This is a genomic window from Rhodococcus maanshanensis NBRC 100610, assembly GCF_001894865.1.
GTDB classification, from domain to species: domain Bacteria; phylum Actinomycetota; class Actinomycetes; order Mycobacteriales; family Mycobacteriaceae; genus Rhodococcus_G; species Rhodococcus_G maanshanensis.
This window is the reverse complement of record NZ_BCXA01000033.1, coordinates 1-17361: the sequence shown is the minus strand read 5'-3', so window position 1 is coordinate 17361 and position 17361 is coordinate 1. Positions and strand designations below refer to the sequence as shown.

Sequence of the window (17361 nt, the reverse complement as noted above, 5' to 3'; positions counted from 1 at the left end):
GGGGGTGGTGGCGATGATGGAATCGTGGTGGCGCCGTTCGGCGCCCGCTGTTCACGTGGAAGGGGCACCCCCATGACCACCGAGTCAACCGACTTGGAACCGAGGGCCGACCGGCGCGCCTGGATCGGACTCGGGGTGCTCGCCGCGGGACTGTCCATGATCGTGGTGGACGGCACCATCGTCGGCGTCGCGCTGCCGGTGATCATCACCGACCTCGATCTCGACCTGACCGACGCCCAGTGGGTCAACAGCGTCTACTCGGTGGTGTTCGCGGCCCTGCTGCTCACGGCCGGACGGCTCGGCGACCGGCTCGGCCGCCGCAACATGTTCATCCTCGGTGTGCTGGTGTTCCTGGCGGGCAGCGTGTTCGCCGCGCTCGCCACCAACGCGACCTCGCTCATCATCGCCCGCGTCATCCAGGGCGTCGGTGGAGCATTCGTGCTCCCGACGACCCTCTCCAGCGTGAACGCGACCTTCCGCGGCAAGGACCGGATCGTGGCGTTCGCCGTGTGGGGAGCGGTGATCTCGGGCATGGCTGCGGTCGGCCCCCTGCTCGGCGGCTGGCTCACCACCTACTTCACCTGGCCGTGGATCTTCATCGTGAACGTCCCGATCGGCATCGCGGTGATCATCGGTGCCCTGTACGCGGTCCGCGAGACCAAGGCCACCATCACCGAACCCGGCCTCGACGTGGACGGGCTGCTGCTCAGTGCGATCGGCTTCGGCGGCGTCATCTTCGCCCTGATCGAGGGGCAGAGCCTCGGCTGGTGGAAGCCGATCGCTCCGTTCAGCGTGTTCGGGCTCGAATGGCCCGCGGACGCGCCGGTGTCGGTGGTCCCGGTTGTCGGCGCGATCGGCCTGGCGAGCCTCGTGCTGTTCGTGGTCTGGGAGCGGCACCGGGCCCGCGGCAGCCACCGGTCCGCGATCCTCGACCTGAGCCTGTTCTCGGTTCCGACGTTCAGCTGGGGCAACCTGACCGCGCTCACCGTGGCGATCGGCGAGTTCGGCCTGCTGTTGGTGCTCCCGCTGTTCCTCGTGAACGCGCTCGGCCTGACCACGATGGGCGCAGGTCTGGTGCTGGCCGCGATGGCGCTGGGCGCCTTCGCCTCCGGCGCCGCGGCCCGGCACGTCGCAGGCGCGATCGGCGCGCCGAAGACGGTGATCCTCGGCCTCGCGCTCGAGGCGGTCGGCGTGGTCGTGGTGGCGCTGTTCATCTCGGCGACGGTGTCCCCGTGGCTGCTCGCCGTGCTGCTGGCGGTGTACGGCGCGGGCCTGGGTCTCGCGTCGGCGCAGCTGACCGGGACCGTGCTCGCCGACATCCCTGCGGAGAAGTCGGGCCAGGGCTCGGCGACGCAGAGCACCGTGCGCCAGCTCGGCGCCGCGCTCGGGTCCGCGGTGCTGGGTGCGGTGCTCTCGGTCTCGTTGGCGCAGAACCTCAGCGACAGCCTCGAGCCGGTCACGGCGGTGCCGCCGCCGGTGCAGGAACAGCTCGTCACGGCGACAAGGGACTCCGCGGGCGGCACCATCTCCGGGCTCCGCGAGCAGGGCGAGGAGGGCAAGCTCGGCCCGTCCGGGCCCGAGGTGACCGCGGCGCTGTCGGAGGGATTCGGCGACTCGACCCGCACCTCGCTGTTCGTGGCGTCCGGGTTCCTGGCGCTCGGCCTGGTCAGCGCGACCGCGCTGAACGCGCGGTCCCGCAAGGAGACCTAGCCGGCCGCCCGGTCGCGGTCGTAGGCGGCGACCACCCGCTTCGGGGCGGTCAGCCGCCACGCCTCCTCGACGAGTTCGGCCAGCTCCTGCGGATCGACGCGGTCGAGGACGACGTCGATCCAGCCCCAGCGCCCGAAGAACGGGGCGACCAGGAAGGTCTCGGGGTCCTGCGCGAGCAGCGCGGCCTGATCGTCGCGGGTGGCCTTGAGGCACGCGGTGGGCGCGCCGTATCCGACCATCGCGAACATCTTCTTGCGCACCCGGAACGTCGGCTGGTTGCCCCAGTTGTCGACCACGATCTCCTCCGCCTCGGGGAGGGCCAGCATCAGTGCGCGTACATCCTGCTCGGAGGGCATGACGCAGTTATAACCTCGCCCGCCGACACCCGCACAGTTCAGGCGGTGGTGGCGAGCGCGGCGGCCAGTCCGAAGGCGACGGCCATCGCCAGCACCTCCAGCACCGCGCGCCGCAGCGAGTCGGCCGCCTGCATACGGTGCGCTCCCGCCGCGGGCACCCAGGTCCGTCGCCACCACCAGCCGAGCGCGCCGAGCGCGAGCAGCGCCGCGGACTTGGCCAGCACGATCCGCCCGTAGCCGGTGTCGAACAGCGCGCCGACGCCGCCGAGTTTGACCGCGGCGTCGATCACCCCGGTCACCGTCAGCACCGCGACGCACCGCCAGGCCAGCTCCGAGTAGTGCGGCAGCAGCGTGGCCCATGCGCCCCTGGCCCGCAGCAGCAACGCCATCGCGACGAGCGGTCCCAGCCACAGCGCGGCGGCGAGCGCGTGCGCGGCGCCGAGCAGCGAACCGAGGGTCTGCGCCGACATGTGCCCGGTGACGGGACGGGCCGCGAGCGCGACCGCGGCTAGCACCGCGACGGAGGTGATCGGCCAGTTCGCGCCGCGCCGGAAGGCCAGCGCCGCGATCACCGCGATCGCGGCGGTGCAGGCCACGGTGGCGCCGCCGATCTGGCCCGCGTTGACGTCGCCGAGAAACCGGCCGAACGTGGTCGAGGAGAGCGCGCCCGCCCCGATCTCGGTGGTCTCCGCCGCCGCGGCGACCACCAGGGCGACCTCGGCCAGGGTCCAGGCCCCGGCCAGCGCCGCGATCGGCCGCCACAGCTCGCCGCGCGCGATCACCGGCCGCGTCTCGGACCGCTGCAGCCACTCCAGTGTCGTCAGGCCGAGCACCGTCGCCCCGAGGAGGACGGCGAGCACCCGGATCAGGCTCGACGGGTCGGGGCCGGCCGGGTGGGCCAGCAGCCAGGCCATCCCGACCCCGGCCAGGCCGGCGGGCGCGGCGAACAGCAGCCATCGTGGCGAGATCTGCCACTGCCGCCGGGCGCCCGCCGAGGCCACCGCGGTCAGCTCTTGCCGCTGGGCCGGCGCAGCGCGAACGCCAGGCCGCCGCCGAACACCAGCACACCCGCGACGATGAACGGCCACATCGGCAGCCCGTCCGAGTCGCCGCCCTCGGCGTCGGCCTTGTCGCCGCCCGGCCTCGCGCCCGGGGTGCCCGAGCCCTGCTCGGTGAGGGTGAAGGTGCGGGTCCCGCTGACGGGGTGGCCGTCGGCTGAGGTCACCCGGTAGGCGATCGTGTAGACGCCGGTGGGGCCGAGCTCACCGACCGGGACGCTGACCGATGGGCCCTGCACGGTGGGCTCCCCCTTCGACCACAGGTTGCCGTCCGGGCCGACCACGGTGAGGGTGGCGAAGCTGGGCTGCATCGGTTCGTTGAACGTGATGACGGCCTGCTCCGGGCCAACCGCGACGGACGAGCCGTCCGCGGGGGTGGACGCGGTCACCACCGCGTGGGCCCCGGCGACGCCCGCGCCGAACAGCGCGGCCACCGCCGCGAACATCGTCACGGCCAGGACGCGGACCCGGGCGCTCATGAGCGCCGCCCGCGGACGGTCGCGCCGACGCCGAGCGCGGCGCCGAGCGCGCCGAGCACCAGGCCGATGCCGCCGAGCCAACGGGCCGTGGTGTCGACGCCGTCGTCGTCGCTGATGGCGGCGGAAGCGGTCGCAGCGCCGTGGCCGTCCTCGGACTCCGACGCGGGGGCCAGCGCGAGGGCGGGCGCCGGCTTGTCGGGCTCGCTGCCGTCGGGGCCGGGCTGCTGGTCCCAGTTCACGACCTGGCCGTCGCTGTAGGTCTGCGTGGCGGCGAAGGACACCTCGTCCTGCTCCGGCAGCGGTCCCGTGGACAGCAGGAACTGCTGGAACTGGCCGGGTCCGACGCTGACGCCGGGATCGGCGGTCCAGGTGACCGAGGTGGCCTCGCCGGAGGCGGCGTCCTTGGTGACCTGCGACGTCCAGCCGGGCATCGGCTCGGTGCGGGCGGAAGCCAGATTGGGCAGCGCCACCGTCAGCTTGGTGGTGCCCGCGGTCTCCGACTCGGTGGGCACCTTGAAGGTCAGGACGGTGTAGCCGCCCTGCTCGGCGCCGGGGGCGCTGACGGAGACGTGAGCGGAGGCGAGTCCGGTGCCGAGCAGCAGGACACCGCCGGTGGCGCCGACCGTGAGGAGGGCGCGGGAAATGAGGGTGGTCATGGGGTTCTTTCTCTCGAGAGGGAGGGCGGGCTCGGGTCGCCGAGTCCGCTATGCGGGTACCGCCGCGGGCGGTCCCCGTCTCGAGATGCAGAAGTACAGCAGTGTCACCGGCGCGATCGGGTCTGTCGGCGCGGTGCGAAGCGAGAAGTTGGTGCGCGGCAGCGGATTCCAGCGACGCAGGACGGACCGCAGCACCCGGGTGATCGGGCCGTACACGGCCTCCGCGGCCAGGATCAGTGCGGCACACAGCGCCGTCGCGACGGTGTGGGCGGCGAGCATCGTCAGCCCGCGGGGGGAGAGCTCCGGGGCGTGGAACTGGTGCGCGGTGAGGGCGGTCGAGAGCGCGAGATGCCCGACGAGCTGCCCGGCGGCCAGCGCCCCGAGCAGCGCGACCCGCCCGCCGCGCAGGCTGCCGGTGAGCGCGCCGACGGCGGCGCAGCACAGCACCAGCAGCGTCAGGGTCGAGGAGTCCGGGTACCCGCCGCCCGCGACCCCATGGCCGGCCACGGAGAGCGCCGCGGTGAGCGCCCCGACCGCCGCGGCGCGCAGGCGGGCGGGGTGGGCGGGGCGGGCGGTCGGCATCTTCGGAGTGGTCGAGCCTGGGGTCAGCGGACGCCGAGGCGGGCGAGCAGGTCGGCCTCGACGCCGTCGAGCTCGGCCGAGATCGCGTGGTGGGCGGCCCTGCGGCGCTGGACCGGCATCTGCTCGGCGGCGCGGACGGCCGTGTTGAGCTCGGCCAGCCGACCGAGGACGGCGCCGGTGAACCGGGTGGTCTCGGGGTCGGGGTACTGGGCGGCGATGGCGTTCGCGGACCGCTCGGCGCCTGCGATCCGGGCGCTGAGGTGGGCGCCGTGCCCGGTGTAGGTGCCCAGCTCCTCGGCGGCGATACCCATCTTGTTGGCGCGCTGCTGGTCGAGCTGGGCGCGCAGCACGGTGGCGCCGCGGTAGACGAGGGGGGCGAGCACCGGCGTCAGCAGCCGGGCGATGCCGAGGTACTTGCGGACCTGGCCGACGCTGAGCTTGCCGCGGGTGGCGGCCTTCTCCTGCGCCTTCAGCGTCGCGAGCTGAGCCTTCTCGACCTTCTTCGCCGACTTGGCCTCGGTGCGCATCTTCTTGCGATCGTTGCGGGCGCCGAGCTTCGCCTCGACCTTCGCCTTGTGCTTGAGGGCCTTCGCCTCGGCACGCCGGGTCGCGCGTGTCTTACGTTTCCTGAACAAACCCATGCGTAAGGCCCCTCATTCTTGGCGCTCGAGCTTCGGCACACCTCGTCCCCGACAGCCTATCCGCGACCGCCCCGGGCCACGGCGGCGAGTCCGGCAGGGCCCGCTCCGGCGCGGTCCGGTCGCTCCGCGGGCTCCGGTCCCGGTAGGCGCGGTGCGGGTTGTCGGTGCGACGGACCATAATCTCGTCATCGTGAACTCTTCGCAGGACCCCCGGGATCCGCACCAGGACGCCGAGCCGGGCCGTAACGGCACTCGGTCGGTGCTCATCGACCCCAGGACGCTCACCACGTGCCGGCACCGGGTCCACCTGGATTCGGCGTATCCCGAGCTGATCGCCTCGGCGCCGGAGGACATCGGCGTCCAGCAGCGCCGGGAATCGGCCCAGTCGCACCGGGAGGACATGCTCCGGCGGTTGATGGCGCCGGGCGGTCACAGCTGGGTGCTCATCGATCAGTCCGGCCCGACGCGCGAGCGGGCCGCGGCGACCCTGCGGGCGTGCGCGGAGGGTGCGGACCGGATCTGGGGCGCGGTGTTGCCGCTCGAGTTCGACACCGGCAGGCGCGGGCGGGCGGAGCTGTTGATCCGGGACGCCGACGGTGGGGGATACATCCCGGCCATCGTGGTGAACCACAAGGTCACCGACCCGGGCAGCGGCGCGGTCACCTCCGGGCTGGACGACTGGGCGCCGAGCGTGGACCCGGACCGGAAGGTGCGCGCCCAGCTCCGCGATCAGCTCCGCCTGGCCCACCTGCAGCGCATGCTCCAGGCGCAGGGCGTCGCGAGCCCGTCGATGCTCGGCGGTGTCATCGGGTACGGCGGCGAGCGTTTCCTGGTGCACGACCTGGCCGCGGTGATGGACGTCTACGACGAGCGGTTCGCCGACCGGCTCGCCGTCGCGCGTGGCGACCGCTTCACCTCCCCGTCGCAGATCGGCGAGTGCCGGTCCTGCCCCTGGTGGTCGCGGTGCAAGGAGAACCTGACTGCCGCGCGGGACGTCAGCCTGGTGGCGACGGGCTCGCGGGCCGAGACGCTGCGCGCGGCCGGGGTCTACACCATCGACGACCTCGCGGCCTGGGACGGACCGGCGCCGGAGGAGTGGCAGGGCAACGGGTTCGAGGACACGGTGGTGATCGCGAAGGCCTGGCTGGGCGGGGTCCCGCTGGTGCGGCGGCAGCCCGAGGTCACGGTGCGCCGGGCCGACGTCGAGGTCGATGTGGACATGGAGAGCTACCAGGAGCACGGCGCCTACCTGTGGGGCACGCTGCTGACCGCGGACGGCGTCACCCAGCCGTACCGGCCGTTCGTCACCTGGGACCCGTTGCCGACCCGGGACGAGGGTAGGTCTTTCGCGGAGTTCTGGGGGTGGCTGATGGGGGTGCGGGAGCAGACCCTCGCCGCTGGCAAGACCTTCGCGGCCTATTGCTATTCCCGTGCGGCGGAAGACAAGTGGCTGCTCGACTCGGCGACCCGGTTCGCCGGGATGCCGGGCATCCCGACGGTCGCGCAGATCCGCGCCTTCATCGACAGCCCGGACTGGGTGGATGTCTACCAGGCGGTGAGCGACCAGTTTGTCTGCCCGAATGGTAAGGGACTCAAGAAGATTGCGCCCGTCGCCGGGTTCAATTGGCGGGACGCGGACGCAGGCGGCGAGGCGTCGATGAGCTGGTACCGGGATGCCGTCGGCTACGACCACGAGCCGGATCTCGAACAGCGCGAGCGGTTGTTCGTCTACAACGAGGACGACGTGCAGGCGACGCGGGTGCTGCGGGAGTGGATGACCGAGCGCGCGGCGGCGGAGACCCCGCTGGCCTCGGAACTGTAGGCGCCTGCGGCGCCCGTGCGCGGTTGACGAGTCCTGGGACCCGCCGACCACGCACGGGCAGCGGAGCTGCCTAGCGCGGCGCCATCCGGAGCGCGCCGTCCATGCGGATGGTCTCGCCGTTGAGGTAGTCGTGTTCGACGATCATCTGCGCGAGCTGCGCGTACTCGGAGGGGTTGCCCAGGCGGGACGGGAACGGCACGCCGGCCTCGAGGCCCTTGCGGTACTCGTCGGTGACGCCCGCGAGCATCGGGGTGTCGATGATGCCGGGGGCGATGGTGTTGACGCGGATGCCGAACTGCGCCAGGTCGCGAGCGGCAGGGACGGTCATGCCGTGGACGCCGCCCTTGGAGGCGGAGTAGGCGATCTGGCCGATCTGGCCCTCGAATGCGGCGACGGAGGCGGTGTTGATGACGACGCCGCGCTGGCCGGACTCGTCGACGGTGTCGGTCTTGGCGATCGCGTCGGCGGCCAGGCGCATCACGTTGAAGGTGCCGAGCAGGTTGACGGTGATGACCGTGCGGAACAGCTCCAGGTCGTGCGGGCCGTTCTTGGACAGGATGCGGCCGGCCCAGCCGACGCCCGCGCAGTTCACGACGGTGCGCAGCGGCACGCCGGAGGCGACGATCTGGTCGACGGCGGCCTGGACCTCGTCGCCGCTGGTGACATCGGTGGGGATGAGGGTGACGCCGGCCGGGACGCTGTCGCCCGCGCGCTCGATGGACTGGGCCAGATCCAGCCCGAAGACGGTGGCGCCTGCGTCGGCGAAGCGCTTGGCGGTGGCGGCGCCGAGACCGGAGGCCGCACCGGTGACCAGTGCCGCGGTTCCCTGGAGTTCCACTGTTCGATCCTCTTTTCTGGCGGCCACCGTTGGCCGACCGGTAGTGACCTGAACGATAGCGCCCGGTCGTGAGTCTGGTTAACGACGGTTCACCGAACAGTGTGCCAGCCTGACCGTTCCGGCCGACGCTAGTCGTTGCGTATAACGGTTGACCTGCGAAGATGCCGATTCTCGATTTCGCTGCGGCGCCGGCCGGCCGGCCCTAGTCTGACGCGGTCGGGGGGCGTTCCGTGGGTTGTGGCCGCCCCGGTCATCACACTTCGAACGAAGGGGATTTGAATGTTGCGAAGCCTGGCGCGCCGAGGCGCGTCCGTCCTTGTCGCCGCGGCTGTGCTCGGCGGCGGTCTGGCCCTCGGCGGGGGCACGGCTTCGGCCGAGGAAGTCCCAGGAAGCGCGAGCGGCTCCGTCGAGATGATCAATATCCTCACTTCCGAGATGGCCAGGGCCTTCTCTTCCGTGCTCACCGCCGCCGCCGGCAGCTCCGAAGATGACGGCAGCGTGTCCTTTTCGTGTCGTGGGCAGGGCGCGGACTGCCCGATCTAATCGAGGCACTTCTCGCATGGTTGCGCGGGCGCGCGGCCGGTTCCCGGTCGCGGCATGGAACAGCCGCATCCATTCGGCCGCGATGCCGCCTGCTCAGGGTTCCTGGGCGGGCGGTGTCGTGTGTTGATCGTCGAGCCTTAGTGGTCATCCTCGTCGTGATGGACGGTGAGTCGTCACCCGGTCGTGTTTAACGCTTTGACCTGGGGAAATTCCATGCACGATTCGGCTGTCCGGCCTGGCCGCTTCGTCCTATGCTGGCGCGGTCGGGGGGCGTTCCGTGGGTTGTGGCCGCCCCGGTCATCAAACTTCGAACGAAGGGGATTTGAATGTTGCGAATTCTGGCGCGCCGTGGCGCGTCCGTCCTTGCCGCTGCTGCTCTGCTGGGCGGCGGTCTGGTCATCGGAGCGGGCACGGCGTCGGCCGATGAACTCCCCATCACCGGCTCAGCAGCCGTGGACGTATTACTTGGGAATGTGGGCGATGCGATCGGCTCCCTGGTGACGATCAGCCAGATACCTTATGACGCCTGGGTCAACAACGGGTCCATAGACACCGGCAGCGCCCCATCCGGCACTGTTTTTTGTACCCCGCGGGACGAGGACTGCCCGCTTTAGACGAGGCGCTCTCGCATGGTTGTAGGGGCGCGATCCGGTTCCCGCTTGTCACGGCGTGGAACAGCCGCACCCAGTCGATCGTGTACCGCCCGCCCGGGTTCCCTGGCGGGCGGTTTCGTGTGCTGATCGCCGGGTCCTCGTGTTCGTGCCCGGTGTTGTCGAGGCGTGCTTCTCCTGGTTCGCGTTTAACGCTTTGAACTGCGGAAAGTCGAGTTTCCGTTCGGCCGTAGACCTGGTCGATTCGTCCTATGCTGGCGCGGTCGGGGGGCGTTCCGTGGGTGTTGGCCGTCCCGTCATCACGTGGAACGAAGGAATCTTCATGTCTCGTACACTGGCGCGCCGAGGCGCGTCCGTCCTTGTTGCCGCGGCTGTGCTCGGCGGTGGTCTGGGCCTCGGCGGGGGCGCGGCATCCGCCGCGGAATCCTCCTCCGCCCCGGTGGGCTCCGTCGGCGGCGTCGTCGACCTCGCCCTCCTGGCCGTCGCCTTGGGCTCCCTCCTGGGTCTTGATTCCGCGCTCGGGGCGGTCGGCTCCGTCGAGCCCGGCAACGTATGGACGGGATGCGCGGCCAACTGCCCGCCTCCGGGCACCCCGATCGGATCGATTGCCTGGGACGACTGGATCAACGGGCGCCCTCCGGGTACCTCCATGCCCGATGGCGGTGGCACTTCGGGATAGTGCACGCCGTTTCGGTCGCCCGCCCGGGGTTCCCGGGCGGGCGGATTCATCTACTGAGTGGAAGGTGCTCACGGCCGCGCTCGTCGTCCTGCGATGTGCTGTCGCCCGGGTCGGGTTTAACGCTTTGACCTGCGGAGAGTCGCGGCTCGATTCGGCTGCGGGACTGACCGATTCGTCCTATTCTGGCGCGGTCGGGGGGGTGTCCGGCGGCTGTGGCGCCCGGTCATCGCATGTCGAAATGGAGAAACATATTGTCCAACAACATGATGCGCCGCAGCGCATCGATCCTTGCCGTCGCGGCGATCGCCACCGGCGGGCTCACGATCGGTATGGGCACCTCGGGTGCGGAGGTGAGCGCCGGATGCGGCTCGGTATGCCCGAGCGAAAAGCACCTGGAACAGATGTTGACCCACGAAGGCTTCGAGATCACCTATCGGTACCCCGAAAGGGCCGTCGGGGGCGATCCGGCGACCTTTCGAATCACCGTCAAGAATGTGGGCGACCCTGACCGGGGAATCACCAAGCTGGTCCACAACAAGCCGCTCAATTTCGCGTTGACCGGTGTCACCACCAATCGGATCAGTCATGTGACTGCCGGCAATCAGGACCGCCTCGACCCGATCGTGCTCGATCACGTGCATGATCCGGAGGCTCGCACCGGCACCTTCACCGATCCTTCCGGAAACCCGGTGAGAGTTGGCGACGGACTCCAGTTCGACCTCACCTACACAGCGGCCCATTCTCAGAAGTTGATCGAAGGCGCCGGTGTCAGCGGGTTCACCCTCGAGGGGCCCGGCTTCACTCCGGTTGTGTCGCCACCGGTGGGCACGGTGACGGGCGGCAACCTGATGGTCCCCCTCAGCTGATCATCTCGGGATGATCGGCGTGATCATCAAATATTGTTGTGGAACAAGCTATTTCGTGTAATTCTGGCGCGGCCGGTTGGCGCTCCGATGGGGTGTGGCCGCCCGGGTCATCACTACTTGAAACGAGGGAATCTTCATGTTTCGAACTCTGGCGCGCCGTGGCGCGTCCGTCCTTGTTGCCGCGGCACTGCTCGGCGGCGGTCTGGCCCTCGGTGGGGGCACCGCCTCGGCCGAGGAAGCCCCCGGCAGTGTGGGCGGACTCGCCAGCGGCTCCTTCGACATCCTGAACGGTGTCGTCTCCGCCCCTGTGCTGTTGTTTACTGATCTGATGAAGGTCGCCGCCGGCTCGTCAGATTCCGACAGCGTCACTAGTGGGCAGACATGCTCGCTCAGACAGGACCGGGATTGTCCGTTCCTCCCGTGACGGGGAGGGCGATGGTGGCATCGATCGTCGGCAACTGCTCCTGATCCACGGTGGTGGTCGCGGCCGAACCGGGCGCGACCACCACCTCGATTGCTGCCGCGACGGCCTAGGGCCGACGGGCGCCGTGTCAGGAGCAGTCGATGCAGCGCAATGCGGCGGGCAGCACGTCGAGCCGCTCGGCGCCGATCGATTGCCCGCACTTCACGCATATCCCGTAGCTGCCGTCGTCGACCCGGCGCAGGGCGGCGTCGAGATCCTCGAGGTCCTGCCGCGCGTCCCCGAGCAGCGATGCGACCTGGGCGCGTTCGAACGCGATGGTCGAGCCCTCGGGATCGTGCTCGTCGTCGTTTGTGCTCAGCTCCGAGCCATCGAGGATGTCGTTCAATCGGGCGTTCAGCGATTCGATCCGATGCACGGTCGCGGCACGTTCCGCCGCGATCCTGCCGCGGGCGGTGGCAGCGGCGGACTTGGTCATGTCCGGTACAACGCCGCGGCGCAGCCGATGCTTCCGTCGGGCCGTGACCCGGTCCCGTTCACGGCGCGTGGAAGTCTGTCAGCTCGTAGTGGAGCGTGGGGGTGCGCATGACCTTGTGCGCCGCCCGCACCATGACACGCTGCAGGATCGGGAAGCGGCGGTCGATGGCCTGGGCGGCGGCGTCGGCCTGGGCGCCGGTGAGCAGGTGCGCGGTCGCATCCGCCTCCTCGCCGGTCGGCTTGCCCGACCACGTGCAGGGCCACATCCGCACGTCGGGGAAGTTCCGCAGCCGCTTGTTCTTCGAGGCCCTGCCGGGTGTCCGGAAATACGCGTGGGTTCCGTCGACCGCGATGTTCACGGGGGTGTCGACCCAGCTGCCGTCCCGTTTGCGGGTCTGCAGCAGCACCACTTTGGCGGCCGCGATCGGTTCCGGGGGAACTCGTTCGGTCATGTCACCCCTCCTGTGGGTGCCTGCGAGACCCTTCCAGTATCCGTCGAATCTTCGGTTTGCGGCTGGCGGCCTCGTGCTCGGGAGCCCCGGCGCGGCGGGGACCGTTTCGGGACAGTGTTTAACGCTTTGACCTGCGCAAAAGCGATACGCGATTCCGACGCGGCGCGCCGTTTCGCCCCTTACTCTTGGCGAGTTCGTGGGGCGGGCGGTGGGCCTGTTCTCTCAACAGTGAAGGAGACATTGTCGATGGTCGGACAGCTGGTGCGTAGGGGTGGTTCGGTGCTCGCGGCGCTGGCCGTTGTCGTAGGTGGGGCGACGATGGGTGCGGGCGTCGCGGGGGGCGCGCCTGGCGGAGGGTTCGGAAGCTCATGCTCCGGGCTCTACGAAGAGCTATGCGGCGAGGCCTTCCTGGATCACGGCGCGAAAGGCAACATTCTGCTGGGATACCAGGGTCCCGCCAAGGCTGAAGTGGGCAGTGAGGTCACGTACTACCCGAGCTTCACTGCTCGGGATGGCATACCCGGGTTGGCAGTAATGAGCGTCACTCACCATGCTCCGCGAGGGTTTGAATTCGTCGGGGCCGAGGTGACTTCCCGCCCGCGATTCGCGGCGGATGCGAAGCTGGACTCGACCGCGGTGGTGGATCCCGTCACGGGGGATGTGACGGTAACGGCGCCCGCAGGTGGCTGGGCCATCCCGACGTCGGCAACCGATGCCGGCTCCCTCAGCGGGTCCCTGTTTGTCGGCTTGCGCTACAAGGTGGTCGAGTCGTATCTCGCTGGCACCACCGGGGTGACGTTCACCGGCACCGACGTCCCGGCGTCGGAGGGGTGGCTGGCGACGGGGGCAACCCGAGTCACATCGGGTATCGGTGGCCTCGGCAGCTCAGGAAACTGATTGCCAACGCCGCGCCGCCCCTGGGCGGCGTGGCGGTGGTGGTCTCGCTGCGGTTCACCCTGCCTGATGGTCGAGGGGCGGTGGGGGATTCCTCGTCTGGCCCGGAAGTGGACCGTTCTCGACAGTGTTTAACGCTTTGACCTGCGCAAACTGGCACACCAATTCCGATGCCGGGCACCAGTCTCGCCGCTTACTCTTGGCGGGCTACCGGGGCGGGGTGGGTACAGGGCTCGCCGGTGTTCCACGATCGAAGGAGATCAGGTCAATGGCAATTGCTGGACAGCTGGCGCGTGCGGGTGGGGCGGTGCTCGCGGCGCTGACCGTTGTCGCCGGGGGCGCGGGGCTGGGTACCGCGGCCGCGGCATCCACGGCCCCCGAATCGGCAGAACCGATGATCAATTTCTTGGCTCTAACCATGCTGGGAAGTACCTCGACGGACCACGCCACCTGTGTGCCAGGCGATCCAGACCCGATGCCCTGCGACAACGGTACGTTCCACAGCTCGAATCGCGGCGAGTTGGGGGCGGTCTTCAGTGGGCCCCACAGCCTCAAACGGGGCGAAAACGTCCAGCTCGATGCACAGTTCTTCGCGTTCGCGATGCCCAACGGCGGCCTACACCCCTCGCGGCCCGACAAGGTGGTCACGAGCGCCACGATCAAAAACCCGGATGGCTTCGTCTTCGCCGGCGGTGACGTCACGGCCTACACGCACGATGAGGCAGGAGCCGTGGACAGTGGCAGCGTGACCGCGCTCGACGCGACGTTCACGGTCGACCCCGTCACCGGCGACGTCACCGCCACGCCCCCTGCAGGGGGTTGGGACATCCCGAGCGTCGAACGCGCGGGGGGCGGTTTCTCATCCGGAATGGTCCACGTGAAGGTCAACTACCAGGCGACCGAGCTCGTGCGTGACGGGGAGGCGGCGGTGGGTTTCATCGGTACGGGGGTCCCGGTCACGGAGTGGTTGCCTTCGCCCACGATCGATGTCATGCCTGAGCTGGGTGGTTCTGGCAGTTAGCGACAGCGGTCTACCCCGTCACCGGTCGAGGGGCTCGCGGGTCTCCTCGACCGGTGCGGGGGCGATTGTTCTCGAGCGCGCCCAGCGGACGACGCCCGCCACGACCGCGACCGCGAGGATCGCGCCGCCGGCGATCGGGCCGGCCGCGCTGCCCGGGAACAGGCCCTGGAGCAGCAGCATCACGCCGAAGACGAAGAACAGGGTCGCGGCGGCGAGCTGGATGAACCGCTCGGGCAGGTGCTTGCCGAGCACGGCGCCGACGACGATCGCGAGAGCGTCGGCCGCGACCATGCCGACCGTCGAGCCGATCCACACGCCGACCCAGTCGTTGTCCGCGGCCAGCGTGATGGTGGCGAGCATGGTCTTGTCGCCGAGCTCGGCCAGGAAGAAGGCCGAGGCGACCGCGAGGAACGCCGAGGCGCCGACCCGGGAGGCCTTGTTCTGCTCGTCGTCGCTGAGGCTGTCGCCGCGAAGGGTCCACAGGGCGAAGATCACGAAGGCGATGCCGCCGAGGGTGCTGATCAGGTTCGTGGGAATGGCCACGCCGAGGTAGTGGCCGACGCCGACCGAGACCAGGTGCACGACGGTGGTGGCGACGGTGATGCCGCCGATCACCACCCACCACTTGTAGCGCAGCGCGAACGTCATCGCCATGAGCTGGGATTTGTCGCCGAGTTCGGCGACGAAGATGACGCCGAAGCTGAGCAGCAACGCGGCAAGCATGCGGACCTCCTCCGTTATCTGGTTTCGGAGGATGTTGGGAACTGTTCCTCCGGCCGCCGACGTGTGGACGTCGACAGCCGAAGGTCTCGCCCACCGTGCCTGTCGCGTGAACGACGGCGCCGGTTCGGGCAGCCGGGCGCATCGGATCTGACGATGCTGACCAGTATGTCGACTGCTCGATTGGGGGCTACTCCCCTTCGCTAGGCGTAAGACTACCCCAGGTCAACGAGATCGCAAAGCGCACAACAAGTTTGGGAGACCGAACTTTGTTCTTCCGGTCCGCGTCAGGAGGCAAGCAGCATGGCCAAAACGGCGGTGTCGGGGTCGGTGTTGGGATCGAGGCTCATCCGGCTGACCAGGGACGTGACGGTGCCGTCGGCGTCCGCCTCCACCCAGGTCGCCCGGTGGTCCAGTCCGAGATGCGGCACGCCCGGCAGCAACAGGCAGCCCGAGGCCGCGCCCACGCACTCGGGTAGAGACGGCATGGTCTCTGACGGCGGGTGCAGGACCAGCAGGGCGGGCGGTTGATGCTCCGCGAAACACCCTGGCGTGAGGGCGGATTCGCCGATCACCGGGCCCTCTGCGACCACGAGACCGACGGTGCCCGGTTCCGGGTCCTCGGGAACGTCTTCGTGAGCGCCGAAAACCGTTGAGGTGGGGAGTAATCCGGGTACGCAGGCGACCCGGACCGCGAACACCAGGAGCTGAGCCCACTCCTTGGTGGTGTCCGGCCACCGGCCGGAGATGATGAACCCGCGAAGGGCCCCGGCGGCATGGAACGGCGAGACGCCGATGTGTCCGTGCTGGTTCACGTCCGTCCCCCTTCCGCGCGACGGTGCCCCGGGAGCGCATCCCGTGACACCTCCAGGATGCGCCGAACTCGGCTGGCAGACAAGCGGGATGGAGTGCCAGCCCGGCCGTGGGACGTCCTACGCTTGCGGGGCGGGAACCCGCACCCGGACCCGCCGTACGGCGCCGCCCCTGTCTCGTTCCGCTTCCTCGGGAACCCACGTTTGGGCGGTGCAGACGAACAGGTCGCGACCGTCGGGCCCGCCCAGCGCGAGCGAGTAGGGGTTGGGCGCGGACAGGCGGTCCGTGATGGCGCCGTCGGCGTCGACGCGGAAGATCTCGTCACCGAACGGGGAGGCGACCCAGACGCCGTCCTCGGCGTCGATCGCGAGGCCGTCGGGTTGCACGGTGGCGTCGAACTCGGCGATCACCCGTCGCTGTTCGAGGCCGCCGTCGGGTTCGATGGTGAAGCCGGTCAGCCGGCCGGGGGTGGATCGGCTCTCGGCGACGATGAGGGTGGTGCCGTCGGAGGTCACGACCATGCCGCCCGCCAGCACCATCGCGGTCGCGACGTCGTGGACGGTGCCGTCGGGTTCGATCATCGCCAGGTCGGCGGGCCGCGGCGGCCGCGGGGGATCGCTGCCGTCCCCGGCGTTTCCGACGTACGCGCGTCCGAACCGGTCGACACACATGTCGTGCAGGTACCAGGTGGCGATGCCGGAGAGGTCGGCGTGCACGACCAGGGTGCCGTCCGATTCCCTGCGCAGCACGAGCAGGTCGCGGGTGGAGGCGATCAGCAGCCGTCCGTCGGGGAGGAAGCCCAGGCCCGCGGGTCGGCCGGGAACCTCGGCCATGGTGTTGAGCGCGCCCGTCACCGGGTCGTACGCCAGCACCTCACCGGCGTGCGTGTCCGAGAACCACAGGTGCCGGTCGTGCCAGCGTGCCCCATCGGGAAAGGTCAGACCCTCGACGAGGGTGTCCATCCCTCAACGATACGACCGTTTGCCGGAAACGACTCCGCCGCGCCCGGAGGTCGGGCGCGGCGGAGGGGGTCGAACTGTGCGTGATGTGCACCCCGATCGGGGTACGACTCACGCACGGGCGGGGGATCCGCTTAGACGATGAGGCCTGCGGTCTGGGTGCGGGCGCGGTCGAAGCGGGCGGCGACGTCGTTCCAGTTGACGATGTTCCAGAAGGCGTTGACGTAGTCGCCCTTGACGTTCTGGTAGTCGAGGTAGAAGGCGTGCTCCCACATGTCGAGCATGAGCAGGGGGGTGAGGCCGATGGAGATGTTGCCCTGCTGGTCGTAGAGCTGGACGATGATCAGTCGCTGGCCGATGGAGTCCCAGGCGAGGATGGACCAGCCGGAGCCCTGGATGGCGTTGGCGTTGGCGTTGAAGTGGGTGCGGAAGGCGTCGAAGCCGCCGAACTGGTCGTCGATGGCTGCGGCGAGTTCGCCTTCGGGCTTGTCGCCGCCGTCGGGGCTGAGGTTGTTCCAGAAGACGGTGTGGTTGGTGTGGCCGCCGAGGTGGAAGGCGAGGTTCTTCTCGTGCAGGTTGACCACGGGGGCGACGGCGTCGGCGGCGCGGAGTTCGGCGAGCTTGTCGAGTGCGGCGTTGGCGCCTGCGACGTAGGCGGCGTGGTGCTTGTCGTGGTGCAGTTCCATGATCTTGCCGGAGATGTGCGGCTCGAGGGCGGCGTAGTCGTAGGGCAGTTCAGGCAGCGAGTAGACAGACACGAGGG

The 17361-nt window shown here is 69.8% G+C and carries 21 protein-coding genes; 8 read left to right on the top strand and 13 right to left on the bottom strand.

The genetic code is table 11. The features are described 5' to 3' along the window. Positions 1–72: 72 nt before the first annotated feature. On the top strand, positions 73–1710 hold the full coding sequence (locus RM1_RS16780) for a DHA2 family efflux MFS transporter permease subunit (protein ID WP_072752887.1): 1638 nt from the start codon (positions 73–75) through the stop codon (positions 1708–1710). Here the strand turns inward: RM1_RS16780 and RM1_RS16775 are convergent. The 6 genes from RM1_RS16775 to RM1_RS16750 are packed head-to-tail and all read right to left on the bottom strand — an operon-like array spanning position 1707 to position 5482. Beyond that, complete coding sequence (locus tag RM1_RS16775) at positions 1707–2066, bottom strand: MmcQ/YjbR family DNA-binding protein (RefSeq protein ID WP_027502730.1); 360 nt, start codon at positions 2064–2066, stop codon at positions 1707–1709. The two genes, RM1_RS16780 and RM1_RS16775, sit on opposite strands and share 4 nt — an antisense overlap. Before the next feature lie 38 nt (positions 2067–2104). After that, positions 2105–3076 (bottom strand): CopD family protein, encoded by a 972-nt coding sequence (locus RM1_RS16770; protein WP_501193744.1) that lies wholly within the window; start codon positions 3074–3076, stop codon positions 2105–2107. Then, positions 3073–3603 carry a copper resistance CopC family protein gene (locus tag RM1_RS16765; protein ID WP_072752886.1) on the bottom strand — a complete coding sequence of 177 codons (531 nt, stop codon included), beginning with the start codon at positions 3601–3603 and terminating at the stop codon, positions 3073–3075. Before RM1_RS16765 ends, RM1_RS16770 begins: the two co-directional genes overlap by 4 nt. Further along, entirely contained in the window at positions 3600–4259 is a 660-nt protein-coding gene (locus RM1_RS16760) for a YcnI family copper-binding membrane protein (RefSeq protein WP_072752885.1), read from the bottom strand. Before RM1_RS16760 ends, RM1_RS16765 begins: the two co-directional genes overlap by 4 nt. 48 nt (positions 4260–4307) lie before the next feature. After that, a complete protein-coding gene (locus tag RM1_RS16755; RefSeq protein WP_072752884.1) occupies positions 4308–4841 on the bottom strand; it encodes a hypothetical protein in 534 nt (177 codons plus the stop codon). 23 nt (positions 4842–4864) lie between these two features. After that, positions 4865–5482: a DUF6474 family protein gene (locus RM1_RS16750; protein ID WP_072752883.1), complete on the bottom strand. Its 618-nt coding sequence runs from the start codon at positions 5480–5482 to the stop codon at positions 4865–4867. 259 nt (positions 5483–5741) lie between these two features. Between RM1_RS16750 and RM1_RS16745 the strand changes: the two genes are divergently transcribed. Beyond that, positions 5742–7304: a TM0106 family RecB-like putative nuclease gene (locus RM1_RS16745; RefSeq protein ID WP_072752935.1), complete on the top strand. Its 1563-nt coding sequence runs from the start codon at positions 5742–5744 to the stop codon at positions 7302–7304. Between the two features lie 70 nt (positions 7305–7374). On the opposite strand, the gene RM1_RS16740 is transcribed toward RM1_RS16745, so the two are convergent. Beyond that, positions 7375–8142 (bottom strand): SDR family NAD(P)-dependent oxidoreductase, encoded by a 768-nt coding sequence (locus RM1_RS16740; protein WP_027502723.1) that lies wholly within the window; start codon positions 8140–8142, stop codon positions 7375–7377. 869 nt (positions 8143–9011) lie between these two features. On the opposite strand from RM1_RS16740, the gene RM1_RS16730 reads away from it, so the two are divergent. The 4 genes from RM1_RS16730 (at position 9012) to RM1_RS26210 (ending at position 11265) form a co-directional block, all read left to right on the top strand. Beyond that, positions 9012–9299 (top strand): hypothetical protein, encoded by a 288-nt coding sequence (locus RM1_RS16730; RefSeq protein ID WP_072752881.1) that lies wholly within the window; start codon positions 9012–9014, stop codon positions 9297–9299. A 319-nt stretch (positions 9300–9618) separates the two neighbouring features. Continuing rightward, the gene (locus tag RM1_RS16725) at positions 9619–9975 is read left to right on the top strand and encodes a hypothetical protein (RefSeq protein ID WP_143069501.1); all 357 of its coding nucleotides are present in this window, start codon (positions 9619–9621) and stop codon (positions 9973–9975) included. A gap of 251 nt (positions 9976–10226) precedes the next feature. Further along, complete coding sequence (locus RM1_RS16720; RefSeq protein WP_092667912.1) at positions 10227–10841, top strand: hypothetical protein; 615 nt, start codon at positions 10227–10229, stop codon at positions 10839–10841. 136 nt (positions 10842–10977) lie between these two features. Then, on the top strand, positions 10978–11265 hold the full coding sequence (locus tag RM1_RS26210; protein WP_143069502.1) for a hypothetical protein: 288 nt from the start codon (positions 10978–10980) through the stop codon (positions 11263–11265). Between the two features lie 127 nt (positions 11266–11392). Here RM1_RS26210 and RM1_RS16715 read toward each other — a convergent pair whose 3' ends face one another. Next, positions 11393–11740: a TraR/DksA family transcriptional regulator gene (locus RM1_RS16715; RefSeq protein ID WP_072752878.1), complete on the bottom strand. Its 348-nt coding sequence runs from the start codon at positions 11738–11740 to the stop codon at positions 11393–11395. A gap of 58 nt (positions 11741–11798) precedes the next feature. Beyond that, positions 11799–12191, bottom strand: a complete 393-nt coding sequence (locus RM1_RS16710; protein ID WP_072752877.1) for a PPOX class F420-dependent oxidoreductase — start codon at positions 12189–12191, stop codon at positions 11799–11801. A 246-nt stretch (positions 12192–12437) separates the two neighbouring features. Here RM1_RS16710 and RM1_RS16705 point away from each other — a divergent pair, with 246 nt between their 5' ends. Then, a complete protein-coding gene (locus RM1_RS16705) occupies positions 12438–13088 on the top strand; it encodes a hypothetical protein (RefSeq protein ID WP_143069503.1) in 651 nt (216 codons plus the stop codon). 265 nt (positions 13089–13353) lie between these two features. After that, positions 13354–14106 carry a hypothetical protein gene (locus tag RM1_RS16700; protein ID WP_072752875.1) on the top strand — a complete coding sequence of 251 codons (753 nt, stop codon included), beginning with the start codon at positions 13354–13356 and terminating at the stop codon, positions 14104–14106. A gap of 18 nt (positions 14107–14124) precedes the next feature. On the opposite strand, the gene RM1_RS16695 is transcribed toward RM1_RS16700, so the two are convergent. From RM1_RS16695 to RM1_RS16680, 4 genes are all read right to left on the bottom strand, one after another. Continuing rightward, positions 14125–14829 carry a TMEM165/GDT1 family protein gene (locus RM1_RS16695; RefSeq protein WP_072752874.1) on the bottom strand — a complete coding sequence of 235 codons (705 nt, stop codon included), beginning with the start codon at positions 14827–14829 and terminating at the stop codon, positions 14125–14127. A 284-nt stretch (positions 14830–15113) separates the two neighbouring features. Then, positions 15114–15641 (bottom strand): peptidase, encoded by a 528-nt coding sequence (locus RM1_RS16690; RefSeq protein WP_072752873.1) that lies wholly within the window; start codon positions 15639–15641, stop codon positions 15114–15116. A 117-nt stretch (positions 15642–15758) separates the two neighbouring features. Continuing rightward, complete coding sequence (locus tag RM1_RS16685; protein WP_072752872.1) at positions 15759–16601, bottom strand: SMP-30/gluconolactonase/LRE family protein; 843 nt, start codon at positions 16599–16601, stop codon at positions 15759–15761. A 131-nt stretch (positions 16602–16732) separates the two neighbouring features. Further along, positions 16733–17356, bottom strand: coding sequence for a superoxide dismutase (locus RM1_RS16680; protein WP_072752934.1), 624 nt, complete (start codon positions 17354–17356; stop codon positions 16733–16735). Between the last annotated feature and the right edge of the window lie 5 nt (positions 17357–17361).